This window comes from Desulfovibrio simplex (assembly GCF_055387835.1).
The window spans coordinates 646612-662125 of record NZ_AP042377.1; the positions used below are offsets into that span (position 1 = coordinate 646612).

Consider the following 15514-nt stretch of genomic DNA (forward strand, 5'->3'; position numbering starts at 1 on the left):
ATTCTCAATATTCAAGCCACGTCCGTTACGGTGTTTAATCACGCAGATAAACTGCTTTGACGCTACCGGACGAGCGTCTGCACGCAGCGTCAGAGCATTTCAAGATTGAGACGCTCTGGTAGTATGGTAAAATACAACAGGAATTTTAGAGCATTTTCACTTTGAAATTGCTCTGGCGACTGCGTGAGCAGGCGCCCGCAGCGAAGGCGTAAGCGCAATTTATTTGCGCTGTTAAGCGCCGAAGTATGCGTGTCTTAAACTTTGAGAATGTCCATTCTCAAAGTTAATCTGGTCTAGAGGGTGGGGGCGTGGGGGAAGAGACCCTTTTGCAAAAGGGTCTCTTCCCCGCAAGGCGTTTCAGGGTATCTGCGGCGTGGCGCCATGAGGCGGCTACCGTAACCTGAAGATGAAGGGCAACTCCACCAGCGTGTTCACTGGCTGACCCTTGAGCTTGCCGGGGGCGAAGCGCATGTCTTTTGCCGCCTTGAGCGCCGCTTCCTCGAAATATCCAACCGGCGACGCACTGACGACCTCGCAGTTACAGGGCTGGCCGGAGGAGTCCACCACAAGACGCACCCTGGCGGAGCCCTGGATATTCATGCGGCGAGCCCTGGCCGGGTATTCCGGCTCAGCGCGCCGGGTAATGCTGGGGCGCTGGTCCAGCGAATCGCACTCATAGGCATTGAGCCCACCCACGGTACGCGGCTGTGGCCCTGCTGGCCCCGTTGGCCCGGTTGGAATTGCGGGGGCGGTCGGCGTTGCCGGGGCCGGGGCAGCCGGAGTAGACTGGGCAGCCGAAAGGGGCGGCTTCGCGGGCGCGACCGGCTCCCTGGGCACGGCTTTGTCGCTCTTTCTGGGGCTGATCTTTTTTGTCTCCGGCTTCGGTTGCGCGGGCTTTGCGGGCCGGGCATCCGGCGTTTGCGGCGCTGGTTCCGGCGGCGGGGGCGGCGTGGGGCTTTCCGCCGTAACTGGCACAGCTGACGAGGCAGGCGCGGGAAGCGGCGTATCGGCGGCCGGGGCAAACTCGGCAAGCGTCACGCGATACACCCTTTCCACGCTGCTCGGGGCTTCCCGTGCCAGAAACAAAAGGCCGCCCAGCAGCAGCGCGTGCATGCCCAAAGAAAAAGCCAGGGTTATGCTACGTGTGCCAAGGGGGGCCGTCTTCATGGCCGTTTGCCTTTCTTTGCGTCGGGGGCCGCATTTGTGTCCCTACCGTCGATCTGCCCATCAGCGGAGCCGTCGGGCACGGATGTGGTCACAAGCCCCACATCGCTGACGCCCGCGCCGCGTACGCGGTCCATGACCTGCATGACCGTGCCGTAGAGCACGTCCTTGTCGGCGCGCACAAAAAGTTGCCGCCCGGCATTTTTCACGCGCGTGGCCAGCACTTCGGGCAGGTCGGCCAGGCCGGTTTCATATTCGTCAAGGAACAGCGCCCCGTTGGACTTGATGGTCAGGATGCTGTGATCGTCATCCGTGGGCAAAACCTCGGATGTCTCCACCTTGGGCAGCGCCACGTCAAGCCCTTCTGTCATCATGGGAGCCGTGACCATAAAGATGATCAGCAGCACCAGCATGACGTCCACAAATGGGGTGACATTGATGTCGGCAACAAAATCGTCGTCAGCTGATGAGGCGGCCATGTCTAATGCTCCCCGGCAAAGCTGATGCCGCTGCTGTGTTCCGGCGCTTCATGTTGCAGGCGGTTAAGCAGTTGGCCAGCATAGTTGATGCATATACCTTCAATATAAACGAGTTTTGCCCTGAACACGTTGTAGCCGCACACGGCTGGTATGGCCACAAACAGGCCGACGGCCGTGGCTACGAGCGCTTCGGCAATGCCGGGGGCCACTGTTGCCAGTGAAACGCTCTTCATCTGCGCGATGGCGGTAAAGGAATGCATGATTCCCCACACAGTGCCGAACAGGCCGATGAAGGGGGCCGTATTGGCGGCTGTGGCCAGCAGCGCCAGTGAGGACTTGAGCCGCGCGACTTCCTCGGCAATGGCGAAGTGCAGGGCGCGGCGCACGTTGTCGTTAAGCAGACGTTCCGTATCGCCCGTGCGGGTAAGGCGGTTGAATTCGCGCACGGCGCGGCGGGTGATGCCGTAGAGGGGCGACTGCCTGTCGGCCTCCATCACGGGCAGGGCATGGTTCAGGCCCCCGGCATCGTCAAAGGCCACAAGTCCTTGCTGCGCGCGGCGCTGAGCGGCCCGCAGCGTCAGCCATTTACCGCCCATATAGGCCCAGCTGGCCACAGACATGAACAGCAAGAGCGCCAATACGCATTTGGATATGAGCGTGGCCTGCAACACGGCCTCAAGCATGGGGTTCATTTGGCCTCCCTGTAAAAAATGCGCGTAACTTCAGAGCCGTCTGACTAGAGCAGATTAGCTTTGAAATGCTTTACATTTCAAAGTGTTCATTGTTAGAGCATTCACACTTTTTCAAAGTGAAAATGCTCTAAAAAAGAACGTGGGGCTGACCGTCGATGGTCTGCAAACGGACTGCGATGCCATATACCCGGCTCAGGTCATGCTCGTTCAGTTCCGATGCCGGCCCCTGATATGCCGGACGCCCCTGGTGCAGCAGCATGGCGTGCTGCGCGTAGCGTAGCGCATAGCTCAGATGGTGCAGCACAATGCACACGCATATGCGGCGGCTTACACTGATGTTTGCAATTGTTTCAAGTATTTCAATCTGGTTGCGTATATCAAGGTGGTTGACGGGCTCATCCAGCAAAAGGACTGGAGCTTCCTGCGCAAGGGCGCGGGCTATAAGTGTTTTTTGCAACTCGCCGCCACTGAGGCTGGTGACGCACTGTTTTTCCAGATGAGCGAGATTCAGTTCTTCAAGGACGGCCTGCGTTTTCAGGCGGTCTTCCTTGTCGGGCCGCCAGCCCATGTGCGATCTGCGCCCCAAAAGCACCGCATCAAAAACGTTGCACGGCACGGGTTGGGCTGTCTGCGGCAGGTAGGCCACAGTTTGAGCGCGCTGGCGGCGGTTCAGGCCGGAAAGGTCGGCTCCTCCGTACAACACACGCCCGGATGTGGGGCGTTCAAGCCCGGCCACAATCCTGGCAAGGGTGCTTTTACCCGCGCCGTTGGGGCCGATGAGGGCCGTGCAGCGTCCCGGCTCAAGGCAAAAGGATATGTCGTCAAGGATGGTTTTGCCGGAGCGTGTCACAAGGGAGATGTTTTCGGCCTCAAGCATGCGCCCTGGCCCCCCTGAAAAGAATGTACAGAAAGACCGGAACCCCGGTGAAAGCGCAGACAATGCCCACCGGCAACAGGGCGGGGTATATGACGGTCTGGGCCACCAGATCGGCCGTCAGCAAAAAACACGCGCCGAACAGGGCGGAACAGCCCAGCAGAAAAAAATGTCCGGCGTGGGGAAAGAGGAGGCGCACCATGTGGGGCGCCACCAGGCCCACAAAACCGATGACCCCGTAAAAGGCGGTGGCAAAGGCCGTCATAAGAGAGGCCATGAACAGGGTCGCGCAGCGCAGTCGCAGTACCGACACGCCCAGGGCCGCCGCCTGGGCGTCGCCCCAGCGCAGGGTGTCATAGTCCAGGTTCTGCCGCAGGGAAAAGACAAGGCCCGCCAGCAGCACGAGGGCCACCAGCGCGACCTCGCGCCAACTCCCTCTGCCAAGATCGCCGAAGCTCCAGAAGACGGTGGCGGCCACCTGACTGTCCGTGGCGAAAAACTGCAAGGACATGGTGGCGGCCCCAAAAAGGGTAGACAGGGCCACCCCCGCGAGAATAAGCCCCTGCGGCCCCATGCCCCGCACCATGCTGAATGCCAGTATGAGCAGGGCCGCGCTGAGCGAGCCTGCCAGCGCGCCCATGGCCACAGTGCTCAATCCCGCCAGACCGCCTGCCACGGGCAGGATGATCATGGAAAAGCTGGCTCCAAAGGCGGCCCCCTGTGAAAGCCCGAGGGTAAAGGACGAAGCCAGAGGATTGTTAAGCACATTTTGCAGCATGGTCCCGGCGAGAGCCAGCGACGCGCCGACAGTCAGGGCGGCGCAGACCTTGGGCAGACGCAGGTGGAGGACAAAATAGCGTAACGATTCGTCCCCGGATGCGTTGAACAGGGCGGCGCAGATGTCGGCCCACGAGCGTGAAACCGCTCCAAGTTTAATGCCCGCAAGGCCCAGCAGCACGGCAACAGCCAGCAGTGCCGCCATTGAGAAGGCGCGTGCGCGGGGGCCATCCCACGGCAGGGAACAGCAGTGCCCTTTTTCGGCCGCAAAAAGCGGAGCGTGCGGGCTGCCGCGGTGGGCGTGGGGGTGCAGGGCCGCGCCGTTCTGGCCGCCGGAAGGCTCCTTACCGGGCATAGTCCAACCCCTGGGCTGTCAGTTGCAGTCTGCCCGGCCTGCCGGTGACGCGCACCATGTCTTCATACAGGGGGCGACCGTTGAAAAGAATGAATATTTCATCGGCCAGCGCTTCGGGATCAAGGCTGGAATACCTTTGGGGGTAGGCCGCCCTGGCCATGAAAAACGCGTTGATGTACAGCACCTCAGGATTGTTGAAGTAGGCGGTGTGGGGCAGCAGCAGCCAGGTGTTGCCGCTTGTCAGGGCTGTGAGGTGTTCATAATAGCCCCGCTCGCTGTCCAGCGCCTGGCGTATGAGCGGCAGACCGTTGCCGTCTATGAAAATCAGGGGCGGGTTGGCCGCCAGCAGAAATTCCCTGTTGATGAAAAAATGTCCTGACCGGCCCATGCCGTCGGCCATGTTTTTTACACCCGCCAGGGTGAAGGGCAGAAAATCGGCGGCCGTGCTTTTGATGTCCTGGTTGCCCCTGTAGGAAAGCCCGCCCACGTAGGCTTGCGCCATTGCTTCTTCAGCAGGGGCGGGCAGGCGCGTGGCCAGGGCGCGAACGCCCGTGACCAGCTCATGGGCGCGTTCTTCCCTGCCCAGAATGTTCCCGGCAAGGAGGATGGACTCAAGAAAAAGCTCGCTGTCAAAGGCGGGTTGTCCCTGGCTCAGGGCGACGACCGGCGCGCGCAGTTTGCGTTGCAGCAGGTCCGGCTCTGACGGATCAGTGGAGATGACAAAGACCACATCCGGGCTGAGCCCCACAATGCGTTCATAATTGGGCACGCGCACGGCCCCGGCCTTGCCGACCACGGGCAGGTCTTTAAAGCGCTCGCGGTTGCAGAGCACATAGGGCTTGGCAATGACGGTCTTGTCTATGTCCTCCACGCCCACGATCCTGTCCTGCGCGCCAAGGTAGGTCACAAAGGCCATGCTGCTGCCCAGGGCTATAATGCGCCTGATGGCTTGCGGCTCCGGCACTTCCACAACGCGACCCATGGCGTCGGTGACGGGGCGCGCCCCGGCAGGAGCCGCGCCCGTCAGCAGCGCCAGAGCCAGCAGAAGCAGACTCAGCGTTTTTGCCATATGATCATCTCGATGACATAGTCGGTGCGTTCCACATACTGGCCTTTTTCATCCTTGAAAGCCTCCACATGAGCTTCCACAAAGCGCGGATCCGGGTCCGCGCCGTAGTCGCGCAGGGTGGTGACGCAGGCGTCCACCAGATCGTCACGGCTTTTTGCCACTACCCACTGGCCTTTGACCGGTATGGCCGTGTACGGCACGCCCCTGTGATCAAGCCAGGCGCGCATGTCCTGGGCATTGTTAAAAATTTTTGGAACAATGCCGTAATGCTCGTGCAGGCCCTGCATGACGTTGGAAAGCATGCGGTCGGAAAAGCCCATAAAAACCACCTTGTCGGCGGCATACCGCATAAGCTTTTCCCTGCTTGCGTCGCTCTCAATGGCAGGCGTCATTGAGGCGAAAACAATGTCAAAGCGCTCATCAACAGAAAAATCATCCCAGCCGGAGCATACGGTGGTGATGTTGGCGATGTTCATTGCGGCGGCGTCTTCGCGCAGCAGGCGCAGCATCTCGTCGGACACATCCACCGCCGTGACGTGTTCGCCCATGCGCGCCAGGCGCAGGGTGTACATGCCGCTGCCGCAGCCCACATCCAGAATGCGTTTGTTGGTGAAATCCACCCCGTTTTCCGTGGCGTGCCGAAGCATCCCGGCCTCATAGGTGTGCTCGCCCTCCTCAAAGCGCGGGAAGGTACGCGAACGGGCATTCCAGAATTCACGCTGTTTTTGCTGTTTTTCGTCTACAGTTCCCATTTGATGCTGACCCCCGCGTTGATTCCCAGTGCCGGGTATCCCCAGGCTTCTTCATACTGGGTGTTGGTTATATTGTCCGCATAGGCTTCAAGAGTAAGGTGTTCATCCACCCTGTAGCTCAGGCTTGCGCCAAGGGTGGCGTAGTCGTGCAGCGTGCCTTTACGTAATTGGGCCGTGTTGACGTAGTAGTTGCGTTGGCCCACATAGGTCAGCACTGTGTCAAGGGTGAACTGTTCGTTGATTTTCCAGGTGGTTCCGAGGGTTCCCTTCCAGTCGGGGATGTATTCCAGCCTGTCCATCACGCCGTCGGGGTCGGCCGGGTCATTGGTTTTTTTGCTGTCCTGCCTGGTGACGGCGGCGTTTACCGTCACATTGTCCAGCAGGTCATAGCTGCCGCTCAGTGTGGCCCCGTATATTTCGGCGTCGATATTGTAGGCGGCCCAGGCCTGATAGCTTTGCGGGCGGTTAACGTAGACGGGTTTGTGAACGATATAGTCCTGAACGGTGTAGTAAAAGCCGGAAAGTTTGATAAACCCCTTGCCCCCGAAGCTGTATTTGTAGGCCGCGTCAATGCCGCGCGCCGTTTCGGGCTTTATGTCCTTGCCTACCAGGTAGGGTACGTTGACTGTGGCATCCCGCGACGACGCCTGTGAGTTCCAATACAGTTCCGGGATGGTGGGGGTTCTGTAATTCTGGTAGAGCGCAAGGGATGCGGACTGGTTTTCGGTGAAGTTGTAAGTGGCCATGGCCTTTGGGGAAAGTTGTGAGTTGAAAAGATGTTTGTCCTGTCCTTCAGGGCTGTAGCTGAAGCTGTCGTAGCGCAGGCCTATATCAAGACGCAGGCTGTCAGTGATGGAAAACTTGTCGGCCAGAAAGGCCCCCGTGACCGTGGCAGGTCTGCCAGCCTCAGAGGAGTCCATCTTGCCGGTCCATTTGTTGGCGCCGGCCTTGTTGTAGTTTTCATCCACATATTCAACGGTGATGGGGCCGGGAGTCAGCCTTTTGTACTCAACGCCCGTCATGAGTTCGTGGCCAAGAACGGTGACGCCCGTTTTGAACTTGAAGCCGTAGGTATTGTCCACGATGACGTTACGGTCCAGTACGAGATCGCCGTTTCTTGTTTTGGAAGGATTGAAGTCATTGGGGTTTTTCGTTTGCAACTGCATGCGGGCGTCAACGTCCGCATAGTTTTTTTCGCGGCGGCTCTCGCTGTTCTTGAAACCGGAGACTTCGAAATAGGCGGTTTCAAGAAAATCCTGCCGATAGGTGAAATCCATAAGGTGGCGGTACTTGGTCCAGTGCGCGCCGTCGCCGATAACCGTCATGGAGGGCGTGGGCGACCCGCCGGCAAAGCTTTCGCCGCTGGCAGTGGGGTAGTTGGAGTCAATGGCGGAGCTGTAACCGGGCAAATCCGGGTTGGCGTCGCTGGCGGGGTTGCCGTCGTTTCTGTTGCTGCGGATAAGCCCGCGCCTGGTCTGGCTGTAGTTGTACCCCAGGGTGAGTTCGGCCCGCCAGGGCAGGTCTATGTAGAGCTTGGGGTTGAAGTGAAAGGAGTCATAGTCGTTGTTGCGCAGGAAGGGGTCGGCGTGCTGATGGCTCAGGCCCACGCTGAAGCCGATGGCGTTGAACTTCTGGGCATAGCTGCCGCGCACGTTATGAAAATCGTAAAAGTCCTTCCAGCCGCCCATGGTGGCGTACGCACTGAAATAGGGCTGTTCTGTGGGTCTACGGGTATAGGCGTTGATGACCCCGCCCAGGGCGCTGTTGCCGTATTCAACCGAACTGCCGCCCTTGATGACCTCAATCCTTTCGATATTGTCCAGCGGGATGGTGCCAAAGTCGATATAGTTGCCGCCGGACATGCCCGTGGAACTGATGTCGCGGCCATCAAGGTTGAGCATGATTCTTTTGGACTCCATCCCCCGTATGGAAATGATGTCGCTGCTGTCTCCCATGGCGGCCTTGCGCTTGAAGGATATTTCAGGATCGCGCACCAGGTAGTCGGCCACGTTGTTGCTGCGGTTTTTTTCCACCACAATGGCGGTGGTTCTGTCCAGTTTGTCTTCTTCCATACGTCCGGTCACCTTTATGGGGTCCAGAACAAAGACATCCTGCATGAGGTTGTCGGAACCGGCTGCGATCCCCGCCCGGGGAAAGGCCACAACTGCCAGCAAGCACAGACTGAGGACAAGTTTCATGCGTACTCCGGAGCAGCGCCTGTGCTGAAGGTTGGTGTCAGTCCTGCGCATGTGATGTTTTTTTAAAAAATGCTACTGCCTGATGAAAAAAAAGGGCCGCTTTCGGCAGCCCGTCCGCTGATTTTTTAGCTACCAGCGCCGGGGATAAGTATGCTGGCAGTCCAGGCAGACCTTTTTGCCGTCCTCAAGGCGCAGCATGGGCTCCGCCACGCCCTCGCCGCAGACTTCGCAGGCCACGGTAGCAAAAATGCGGGGAGCTTCAGGGATTTCATAGTTCGGGGCTGTCGCGCTGAACAGTTTTTCAAGCGGCATGTCCAAAAGGGTTTGCTGCCATTCATCCCTGCTGGCTTGCTCACCTTTATTGACTTGCAGGCACAGGCGTAAGGACGCGCCGCTTTCGCGGTCAAAAAAGGAATAGGCGTGTTTGCCGCGCGGGCGCGCCACAAGATTGCCCTTGCCCGCCGAACAGCCGAGCAGGCTTTGAATGGCATCCACACCGCAGGCGTCGTTTTCCGTAACGCAAACAAGCTTGCCGTATGCGACCTGCCCAAGCACGGGATGGGCCATTACAGCCTCCACTGCGCGCAGGCCGATGACAAGGCCGGGGCAGAGATGCCCGTGAAAGGTTATGGCCCTGTTGAGCCTGTCTGAAGCTGATTGATCCATTTGCCCCTCCTTGCATGCAGCCTGACGCCGCATGGCTGTTTGCCTCTGCATGACAGCTTGACCACGCCTTCCCTCCCGCGCGGCAAATCCGGCCATTCCTGCTCCCGCCGCTTGGTGCTGCATGAAAGCGGCGGGCGGATTTGACCAATTCCTAGTAACACAATTTGAATTATCGTAACACCAAAAATAACATTTGGCAAGAAGCCGGGGCTTGTTTGCCACTTGTAATGTGGCTCACGCTGAGCAGCGGCAATGGCTGGAGTGGTCGGCTCCAGGCTTTCAAGCCTTAAAGACATGTACAGGAAGCTTTTTCGCCATTTCATGCGGCTTTCCAGTGTAAACCCTTTGGCCTTCGACCTCCTGACGCCGCATTCCGTGGCGGTCAGATGGGCGACCCTGGATGATTTCGGCGCTACGGATGAACAGCCCCAAAGTTTTAGAGCAGTTTACGAATGAAGAGAGTTAACTGCTCTGCAAGGATTTTCCTGAAAATCCTTGCCACGAAATGCGGGTAGGCAAGCTTTTGCTTGCCGTACGCGAGCATTTCAAAGTTAAAATGCTCTAGACACACCCGCTCTGGCCATAACAGCGCAAAGAACCGTGCCTGCGCTTTTACTGGCAGAGCCTGCTCCCGCCATACCCAGAGCAGTTTCACGACAAAACTGCTCTGGGTATGACACTGTCGCCATGCATATGCCTTGCAGTTTATTCGCCCGGAATAATCAGTGGAAAGGTCACTCTGCCCAGTGCCGCGTCTGGAAAATCGCGTGTTTCTGCGGGGGTGCGTAGAATTGTCTCATCGTGTACCAGTTTTTGTCACATGTGCAACATTGTGACCTATTGATACCAGTTGGTGGTTTTAATTTATCCCGAAATTATTGAAAAATTTTTTGGAGAAGATAATGGCATGAAGGTTGCTTAAAGGAAAAGCAACAATGTAAATTTAATGCAATTTTTATATTTTATATGGTAATATACTTATACATAATTTTTTTTGTGTTTTCTGGTAATGTGAATGATTATTTTTAATAGGTTTGTTATTTATTACAGGTAAAAAACTAATTTTTGTAGAAGTGATATAACTGTTATATATAATAAAATATTTCTTGTTGCATAATAAAATTGTCAACATGAAACCATATGGTACATCTGGAAAATTTTTGGAGGAACCGCGAAATCGCTTGGCACACCGATGCTGGCAAATGAATTTTTGCGGCGGCAGATCTGAACAGCTCTCTGCCAAACTGTGTACCTAGAACCTGCCGTTAGTTCGGCACAAACCCTATGTGGGGAATGCGGATGTTACACATCAATCGTCTATGGTGCAAAGGCTGTGGTATTTGCATTGCCTTCTGCCCCAAAAAGGCGCTCAGCCTTGACGCTGAGGGCAAGGCTGTACACGAGCCCGACAAGTGTGTGTCCTGTGGACTGTGTGAACAGTATTGCCCCGACTTGGCCATAATGCTGGAAGGCAAGCCTGGCAAGGGCAAAAAGGAGGCTGCGTCATGAGTCAGGGCAGTATTAGATTTGTTCAGGGCAACGAGGCCTGTGTTCGTGGCGCGTTATATGCCGGGGTTCGTTTTTTTGCAGGCTACCCCATCACTCCTTCTACCGAAGTTGCGGAACACCTGGCCGAAGAATTGCCTCGTGTGGGTGGAAAATTTGCGCAGATGGAGGATGAGATAGCTTCCATGTGCGCAGTCTGTGGCGCTTCTCTGGCGGGATCAAAAGCCATGACCGCCACAAGCGGTCCTGGTTTTTCCTTGAAGCAGGAAGCTCTGGGCTATGCCATTATGGCTGAAATTCCTTGTGTTGTGGTCAACGTGCAACGGGCAGGGCCTTCTACAGGGCTGGCCACCAAGGTCGCCCAGGGAGATGTGAATCAGGCTCGCTGGGGTACGCACGGTGATCATTCCATCATTGTGCTGACGGCCTCAACAATCCAGGACGTATTCCAGATCACGGTGGAAGGCTTCAACCTGGCTGAAACCTACCGTACTCCCGTTATTTTGTTGTTCGACGAAGTTGTCGGGCATATGCGTGAAAAACTGGTCATTCCTCCTGCGGGCGAACTGCCGGTTGTGGATCGTCTGCGCACGGAAGTGCAGGCCGGGGTCAACTACCACCCCTACTTGCCGCGTGAGGACGGTCGCCTGCCCATGTCCGATTTTGGCGGAGTACACCGCTACAACGTCACCGGCCTTTATCATGACATATGGGGATTCCCCACAGAAAATCCCGAACAGGTTTCCAAACTCATTCATCATCTTGTGGACAAGATTGAAAACCGCGCCCACCTGCTGGCGCGCTGGAAAGAGTTTTACCTGGAAGATGCCGAGCATGTCATTATTTCCTACGGCGCATCAGCCCGTAGTGCCCGTCACCTTGTGGAAACCCGCCGTGCCAAGGGCGATCGTATCGGCCTGTTGGAGCTGCAAACCTTGTGGCCCTTCCCGGCCCAGCTGGTGCGCGAAAAGACGGCCCATGCCCGCAATATTTTTGTTGTGGAGATGAATATGGGGCAAGTCACAACCCAGGTGAAGCAGGTGGTGCACCGCCCGGACCGCGTGTTCCTGGTGAACCGTATGGACGGCATCATGGTGACGCCCACAGACATCGGCAAGGTCATGCGTGTTATCGAAGGAAGGGGGTTCTAAGATGAACGTGCAGAATATCCGCGACCGCTTCTTCCCCCATATCTGGTGTCCCGGCTGCGGACACGGAACCATCCTTAACAATTTGCTGCGCACGGTACACGATCTGGAACTTGAGCCTTCCAACATGTGCATGGTGTCCGGTATCGGCTGCTCGGCCCGAATCTCAGGCTATGTGGATTTCCACAGCATGCACACCATGCATGGTCGTGCCCTGGCGTGCGCCACGGGCATAAAGCTGGCCCGTCCCGAACTCAATGTGGTTGTGCCCATGGGTGATGGCGATGCCATGGCCATCGGCGGCAACCACTTCATTCACGCGTGCCGCCGTAACATTGATATGGTGGCCATCATCATGAACAACCGCATCTACGGTATGACAGGCGGCCAGTTCTCTCCGCTTTCAGGAGAAGGCATCCTGGCCACAACAGCACCGTACCGCAGCATCGACCACAACTTCGACACGATGAAGCTGGCCGTGGGGGCAGGCGCTACCTTTGCGGCCCGCACGACTACCTTTCATGTGAAAGAGATTGTGTCGCTACTCAAGAAGGCATTTGCCCACAAAGGATTCTCTGTGGTCGAAATTCTTTCGCAATGTCCGACGTACTTCGGCCGCAAAAACAAGATGGGCGATGCCGTTCAGATGCTTGAATGGTACCGGGATAATACGGCCCTCCTCGGGTCCAAGAAACTTGAGGAAAACACGCATCTCATCCCCCGCGGCGTGTTCGTGGAAGAAGACCGGCCGGAGTATTGCGAAGAATACGGCAAAATTATTGAAAAGGCCCACAAGGAGTAGCGCCATGGAAAAATACCGCTTTCTCTTGTCCGGCTCCGGAGGGCAGGGCATCATTACCATGGCTATCCTGCTCGCGGAGGCCGCTGTGTTGTATGAAGGTCTGGTGGCTGTGCAGTCGCAATCCTACGGGCCTGAAGCGCGCGGCGGAGCCACACGCTCCGACGTCATCATTTCCAACAGTGAAATATACTTCCCCAAGGTAAACCAGCCCAATGTGCTGGTGGCTCTGACGGAGGAAGCTTCAAAAAAATACCTCTCCCTGATCCGTCCCGGCGGCATTTGCCTTTATGACAGCGATCTTGTGCAACCCTCGAGCAGCATTGATGCCAACCGCGTAGGTTTGCCCATGCTGCAGGCGGTCAAAGAAACCTTCAACGGCAAGGTCCAGACGTTCAATATTTGCGTGCTGGGCGCTCTGGCGACCATCACCGGTTCCATCAAGCTGGAATCGTTGGAAAAGGTTTTGGCTCACAGGTTCGCTTCCGCTTTTCATGAAAATAACAAAAAGGCCCTGCATCTTGGGGCTGAAATGGCAAAACCGTTGCAGGCATAAATGAGGCTTCGGGCCTGGGCTGTCTGTATGCTTTTCGGTTAGCGGTCAGGTGCGGCCACAAGTATGTGGCTTTTCACTGTAAACTGTAAGTCTGCCGCTTTGGCCGGCACGGCGGAAGCGGCAGGCTTACAGGAATCATCCGCATCTCTGTCCGGATATGTGGGAGCAGACGCTGGCCGTAAAGGCGTAAGCGCAATTCATTTGTGTCGTCGCGCGCCGAAACGGGCGCGTCAGGAACTTTTGAAATACGCATTCTCAGTGTTGATCTGCTCTACATCTGGAGAACAGGCAGTTCCAAAGCGGAGCTTTAATTACGTGGCAAGGTCGCCTTCACTCTGACCGGGACGCCAACGCGCCTGATTTCGTTGGCGCCGCACGAGATTTCAAACCCACTTTGAGGTTCTCAATGAATATTCATGAATACCAAGCTAAAACCCTGTTGGCCCAGTTTGGCGTGCCAGTGCCCAAGGGATTTCTGGCGGAAACTCCGGGACAGGCGCGGCAGGCCGCGAGCGATCTGCCTGGCCCTGTATGGGTGGTCAAGGCTCAGATCCATGCGGGCGGGCGTGGCAAAGGTGGCGGCGTGATTGTCTGCAAAAGCCTGGATGAAGTCGAAAGCGCAGCCCAGCGCATCATCGGCATGCAGCTTGTAACCCATCAGACCGGACCTCAGGGAAAAAAGGTTCACAAGGTCTGGGTTGAGCAGGGGACCAACATCGCGCGCGAGCTTTATCTGGCCGTGGTGCTTGACCGCAGCGCGCAATGCCTGACGGTAATGGCCTCACCTGATGGCGGCATGGACATTGAAGAGGTGGCCGCCAAAACTCCGGAGCGCATATTCACCGCCTCCCTGGACGGCGCGCATCACATCTGGCCGTACCAGGCGCGCAGGCTGCTGTTCAACTGCGGCCTGACCCCGGCTCAGGTCAACGCCGGAACATCTCTCATACAGAATCTCGTTCGGCTGGCTGCTGAAAAAGATGCCGTGCTTGTGGAAATCAATCCTCTGGCCGTCACTGGCGAAGGTGAAATCCTCGCTCTGGATGCCAAAATGGATTTTGACGAAAGCGCCCTCAAGCGTCATCCGGACATTGCCGCGCTGGACGACCCCGAGGAGTGTGATGCTCTGGAGCGCAAGGCCCGGCAACTGGGCGTCAACTATGTGCGTCTTTCTGGTTATGTGGGCACGATGGTCAATGGCGCTGGCCTTGCCATGGCGACGATGGACGCCATCAAGCAGGCCGGGGCCGAACCGGCCAACTTTCTGGATGCCGGCGGGGGAGCCAATGAAGAAATGGTGGCTTCCGGATTTGAAGTCATGCTTTCCGACCCCAATGTGTCCGGTATTCTTATCAATATATTTGGCGGTATCCTGAGATGCGACATCGTGGCTCAGGGGGTTGTGAACGCGGCCAAGAGGGTGGACCTCAAGCTGCCCCTGGTGGTGCGCCTTGAGGGAACCAATGTTGAAGAAGGACGCCGTATCCTGCGCGAGAGCGGCCTGAACTTCGAAACGGCAACTTCCATGAGCGAAGCTGCCAACAAAATCGCGGCCCTGACCCGCGCTGGAGGTCGGCATGAGCATTCTTGTTAATGCGCAATCCCGTGTACTCGTTCAGGGGCTCACGGGCCGTGAAGGCATGTTTCACACGGAGCAGATGCTGGCCTACGGAACCAAGGTTGTAGCTGGCTGCACCCCCGGCAAGGGGGGGCAAACGGTATTGGGTGTTCCGGTGTTCAATACGGTTGCGGAGGCCGTCAAACAAACCGGGGCAGACGTAAGCGTCATATTCGTTCCCTCTGGAGTGTCCGCCGATGCCATATGCGAAGCTGCCGACGCGGGCATCAATCTGGTGGTGTGCATAACCGAGCATATTCCCGTGCTGGATATGGTGCGGGTCAAGGCACGCCTGAAGGAAACCGGCACGCAGCTTGTGGGGCCAAACTGCCCCGGCATAATCACGCCCGGCGAATGCAAAATAGGCATACAGCCCGGCTACATTCATAAACCCGGCCCTGTCGGCCTCATCAGCCGTTCGGGAACCCTCACCTATGAAGCCGTGCATCAGTTGACTGCCGAAGGGGTTGGCCAAAGCACTTGTGTGGGCATCGGCGGCGATCCCGTGCCCGGTCTGTATTTCACGGATTTGTTGAAAATGTTCCGTGATGATCCCGCTACCGAAGCTGTTTGCGTTATTGGCGAAATCGGCGGCGATGGTGAAGAAAAGGCTGCGGCGTACATCAAGGAGGCCAACTATCCCAAACCGGTGTTTGGCTTCATTGCCGGGCTGACCGCGCCTGAAGGCAAGCGCATGGGGCACGCGGGGGCCATTATCAGCGGATCGAGAGGACGTGGAGAAGATAAGATTACTGCGCTTCAGGGTGCGGGAGTGACCATCATTCGAGAATTGGGGGCTCTTGGCAAGACCGTTGCCGCCAGCCTGCGTAAATAATCTGTTGGGCCGCGCGGCAGAACGTC

17 protein-coding genes are annotated in these 15514 nt (G+C 57.1%); 6 read left to right on the forward strand and 11 right to left on the reverse strand.

The annotated features are described in order from the left end of the window. Positions 1–390: 390 nt before the first annotated feature. The 11 genes from ACZ5DH_RS02595 to ACZ5DH_RS02645 form a co-directional block, all read right to left on the reverse strand. A complete protein-coding gene (locus tag ACZ5DH_RS02595; RefSeq protein ID WP_464255598.1) occupies positions 391–1167 on the reverse strand; it encodes an energy transducer TonB in 777 nt (258 codons plus the stop codon). Beyond that, positions 1164–1643, reverse strand: a complete 480-nt coding sequence (locus ACZ5DH_RS02600; RefSeq protein WP_464255599.1) for an ExbD/TolR family protein — start codon at positions 1641–1643, stop codon at positions 1164–1166. Before ACZ5DH_RS02600 ends, ACZ5DH_RS02595 begins: the two co-directional genes overlap by 4 nt. A gap of 2 nt (positions 1644–1645) precedes the next feature. Further along, positions 1646–2335, reverse strand: a complete 690-nt coding sequence (locus ACZ5DH_RS02605; protein ID WP_464255600.1) for a MotA/TolQ/ExbB proton channel family protein — start codon at positions 2333–2335, stop codon at positions 1646–1648. Between the two features lie 127 nt (positions 2336–2462). Continuing rightward, a complete protein-coding gene (locus ACZ5DH_RS02610; RefSeq protein ID WP_464255601.1) occupies positions 2463–3212 on the reverse strand; it encodes an ABC transporter ATP-binding protein in 750 nt (249 codons plus the stop codon). Beyond that, positions 3205–4341, reverse strand: a complete 1137-nt coding sequence (locus ACZ5DH_RS02615; protein ID WP_464255602.1) for a FecCD family ABC transporter permease — start codon at positions 4339–4341, stop codon at positions 3205–3207. The genes ACZ5DH_RS02610 and ACZ5DH_RS02615 overlap by 8 nt, the downstream gene beginning before the upstream one ends. Next, positions 4331–5410: an ABC transporter substrate-binding protein gene (locus ACZ5DH_RS02620; protein ID WP_464255603.1), complete on the reverse strand. Its 1080-nt coding sequence runs from the start codon at positions 5408–5410 to the stop codon at positions 4331–4333. The genes ACZ5DH_RS02615 and ACZ5DH_RS02620 overlap by 11 nt, the downstream gene beginning before the upstream one ends. Then, complete coding sequence (locus ACZ5DH_RS02625) at positions 5395–6162, reverse strand: class I SAM-dependent methyltransferase (RefSeq protein WP_464255604.1); 768 nt, start codon at positions 6160–6162, stop codon at positions 5395–5397. The genes ACZ5DH_RS02620 and ACZ5DH_RS02625 overlap by 16 nt, the downstream gene beginning before the upstream one ends. Next, positions 6150–8360 carry a TonB-dependent receptor plug domain-containing protein gene (locus ACZ5DH_RS02630; protein WP_464255605.1) on the reverse strand — a complete coding sequence of 737 codons (2211 nt, stop codon included), beginning with the start codon at positions 8358–8360 and terminating at the stop codon, positions 6150–6152. The genes ACZ5DH_RS02625 and ACZ5DH_RS02630 overlap by 13 nt, the downstream gene beginning before the upstream one ends. Before the next feature lie 129 nt (positions 8361–8489). Then, entirely contained in the window at positions 8490–9026 is a 537-nt protein-coding gene (locus ACZ5DH_RS02635; RefSeq protein WP_464255606.1) for an FmdE family protein, read from the reverse strand. Continuing rightward, complete coding sequence (locus ACZ5DH_RS02640; RefSeq protein ID WP_464255607.1) at positions 8987–9349, reverse strand: hypothetical protein; 363 nt, start codon at positions 9347–9349, stop codon at positions 8987–8989. Before ACZ5DH_RS02640 ends, ACZ5DH_RS02635 begins: the two co-directional genes overlap by 40 nt. A 113-nt stretch (positions 9350–9462) precedes the next feature. Then, positions 9463–9681, reverse strand: a complete 219-nt coding sequence (locus tag ACZ5DH_RS02645) for a hypothetical protein (protein WP_464255608.1) — start codon at positions 9679–9681, stop codon at positions 9463–9465. Positions 9682–10325: 644 nt separating this feature from the next. Between ACZ5DH_RS02645 and ACZ5DH_RS02650 the strand changes: the two genes are divergently transcribed. From ACZ5DH_RS02650 to sucD, 6 genes are all read left to right on the forward strand, one after another. Beyond that, positions 10326–10535 carry a 4Fe-4S dicluster domain-containing protein gene (locus tag ACZ5DH_RS02650; protein WP_464255609.1) on the forward strand — a complete coding sequence of 70 codons (210 nt, stop codon included), beginning with the start codon at positions 10326–10328 and terminating at the stop codon, positions 10533–10535. Further along, positions 10532–11683 carry a 2-oxoacid:acceptor oxidoreductase subunit alpha gene (locus tag ACZ5DH_RS02655; RefSeq protein WP_464255610.1) on the forward strand — a complete coding sequence of 384 codons (1152 nt, stop codon included), beginning with the start codon at positions 10532–10534 and terminating at the stop codon, positions 11681–11683. Before ACZ5DH_RS02650 ends, ACZ5DH_RS02655 begins: the two co-directional genes overlap by 4 nt. Before the next feature lies 1 nt (position 11684). Continuing rightward, on the forward strand, positions 11685–12482 hold the full coding sequence (locus tag ACZ5DH_RS02660; protein WP_464255611.1) for a 2-oxoacid:ferredoxin oxidoreductase subunit beta: 798 nt from the start codon (positions 11685–11687) through the stop codon (positions 12480–12482). 4 nt (positions 12483–12486) lie between these two features. Further along, the gene (locus ACZ5DH_RS02665; protein ID WP_464255612.1) at positions 12487–13035 is read left to right on the forward strand and encodes a 2-oxoacid:acceptor oxidoreductase family protein; all 549 of its coding nucleotides are present in this window, start codon (positions 12487–12489) and stop codon (positions 13033–13035) included. 406 nt (positions 13036–13441) lie between these two features. Beyond that, positions 13442–14629 (forward strand): ADP-forming succinate--CoA ligase subunit beta, encoded by a 1188-nt coding sequence (gene sucC, locus ACZ5DH_RS02670; protein ID WP_464255613.1) that lies wholly within the window; start codon positions 13442–13444, stop codon positions 14627–14629. Beyond that, positions 14613–15488 (forward strand): succinate--CoA ligase subunit alpha, encoded by an 876-nt coding sequence (gene sucD, locus ACZ5DH_RS02675; RefSeq protein WP_464255614.1) that lies wholly within the window; start codon positions 14613–14615, stop codon positions 15486–15488. Before sucC ends, sucD begins: the two co-directional genes overlap by 17 nt. The last annotated feature ends 26 nt before the right edge of the window (positions 15489–15514 follow it).

Bases quoted from the DNA above. Each gene is read 5' to 3' on its own strand.
- ACZ5DH_RS02595 (WP_464255598.1), bottom strand. From the start codon at position 1,167: ATGAAGACGGCCCCCCTTGGCACACGTAGCATAACCCTGGCTTTTTCT.
- ACZ5DH_RS02600 (WP_464255599.1), bottom strand. From the start codon at position 1,643: ATGGCCGCCTCATCAGCTGACGACGATTTTGTTGCCGACATCAATGTC.
- ACZ5DH_RS02605 (WP_464255600.1), bottom strand. From the start codon at position 2,335: ATGAACCCCATGCTTGAGGCCGTGTTGCAGGCCACGCTCATATCCAAA.
- ACZ5DH_RS02610 (WP_464255601.1), bottom strand. From the start codon at position 3,212: ATGCTTGAGGCCGAAAACATCTCCCTTGTGACACGCTCCGGCAAAACC.
- ACZ5DH_RS02615 (WP_464255602.1), bottom strand. From the start codon at position 4,341: ATGCCCGGTAAGGAGCCTTCCGGCGGCCAGAACGGCGCGGCCCTGCAC.
- ACZ5DH_RS02620 (WP_464255603.1), bottom strand. From the start codon at position 5,410: ATGGCAAAAACGCTGAGTCTGCTTCTGCTGGCTCTGGCGCTGCTGACG.
- ACZ5DH_RS02625 (WP_464255604.1), bottom strand. From the start codon at position 6,162: ATGGGAACTGTAGACGAAAAACAGCAAAAACAGCGTGAATTCTGGAAT.
- ACZ5DH_RS02630 (WP_464255605.1), bottom strand. From the start codon at position 8,360: ATGAAACTTGTCCTCAGTCTGTGCTTGCTGGCAGTTGTGGCCTTTCCC.
- ACZ5DH_RS02635 (WP_464255606.1), bottom strand. From the start codon at position 9,026: ATGGATCAATCAGCTTCAGACAGGCTCAACAGGGCCATAACCTTTCAC.
- ACZ5DH_RS02640 (WP_464255607.1), bottom strand. From the start codon at position 9,349: ATGAAATGGCGAAAAAGCTTCCTGTACATGTCTTTAAGGCTTGAAAGC.
- ACZ5DH_RS02650 (WP_464255609.1), top strand. From the start codon at position 10,326: ATGTTACACATCAATCGTCTATGGTGCAAAGGCTGTGGTATTTGCATT.
- ACZ5DH_RS02655 (WP_464255610.1), top strand. From the start codon at position 10,532: ATGAGTCAGGGCAGTATTAGATTTGTTCAGGGCAACGAGGCCTGTGTT.
- ACZ5DH_RS02660 (WP_464255611.1), top strand. From the start codon at position 11,685: ATGAACGTGCAGAATATCCGCGACCGCTTCTTCCCCCATATCTGGTGT.
- ACZ5DH_RS02665 (WP_464255612.1), top strand. From the start codon at position 12,487: ATGGAAAAATACCGCTTTCTCTTGTCCGGCTCCGGAGGGCAGGGCATC.
- sucC (WP_464255613.1), top strand. From the start codon at position 13,442: ATGAATATTCATGAATACCAAGCTAAAACCCTGTTGGCCCAGTTTGGC.
- sucD (WP_464255614.1), top strand. From the start codon at position 14,613: ATGAGCATTCTTGTTAATGCGCAATCCCGTGTACTCGTTCAGGGGCTC.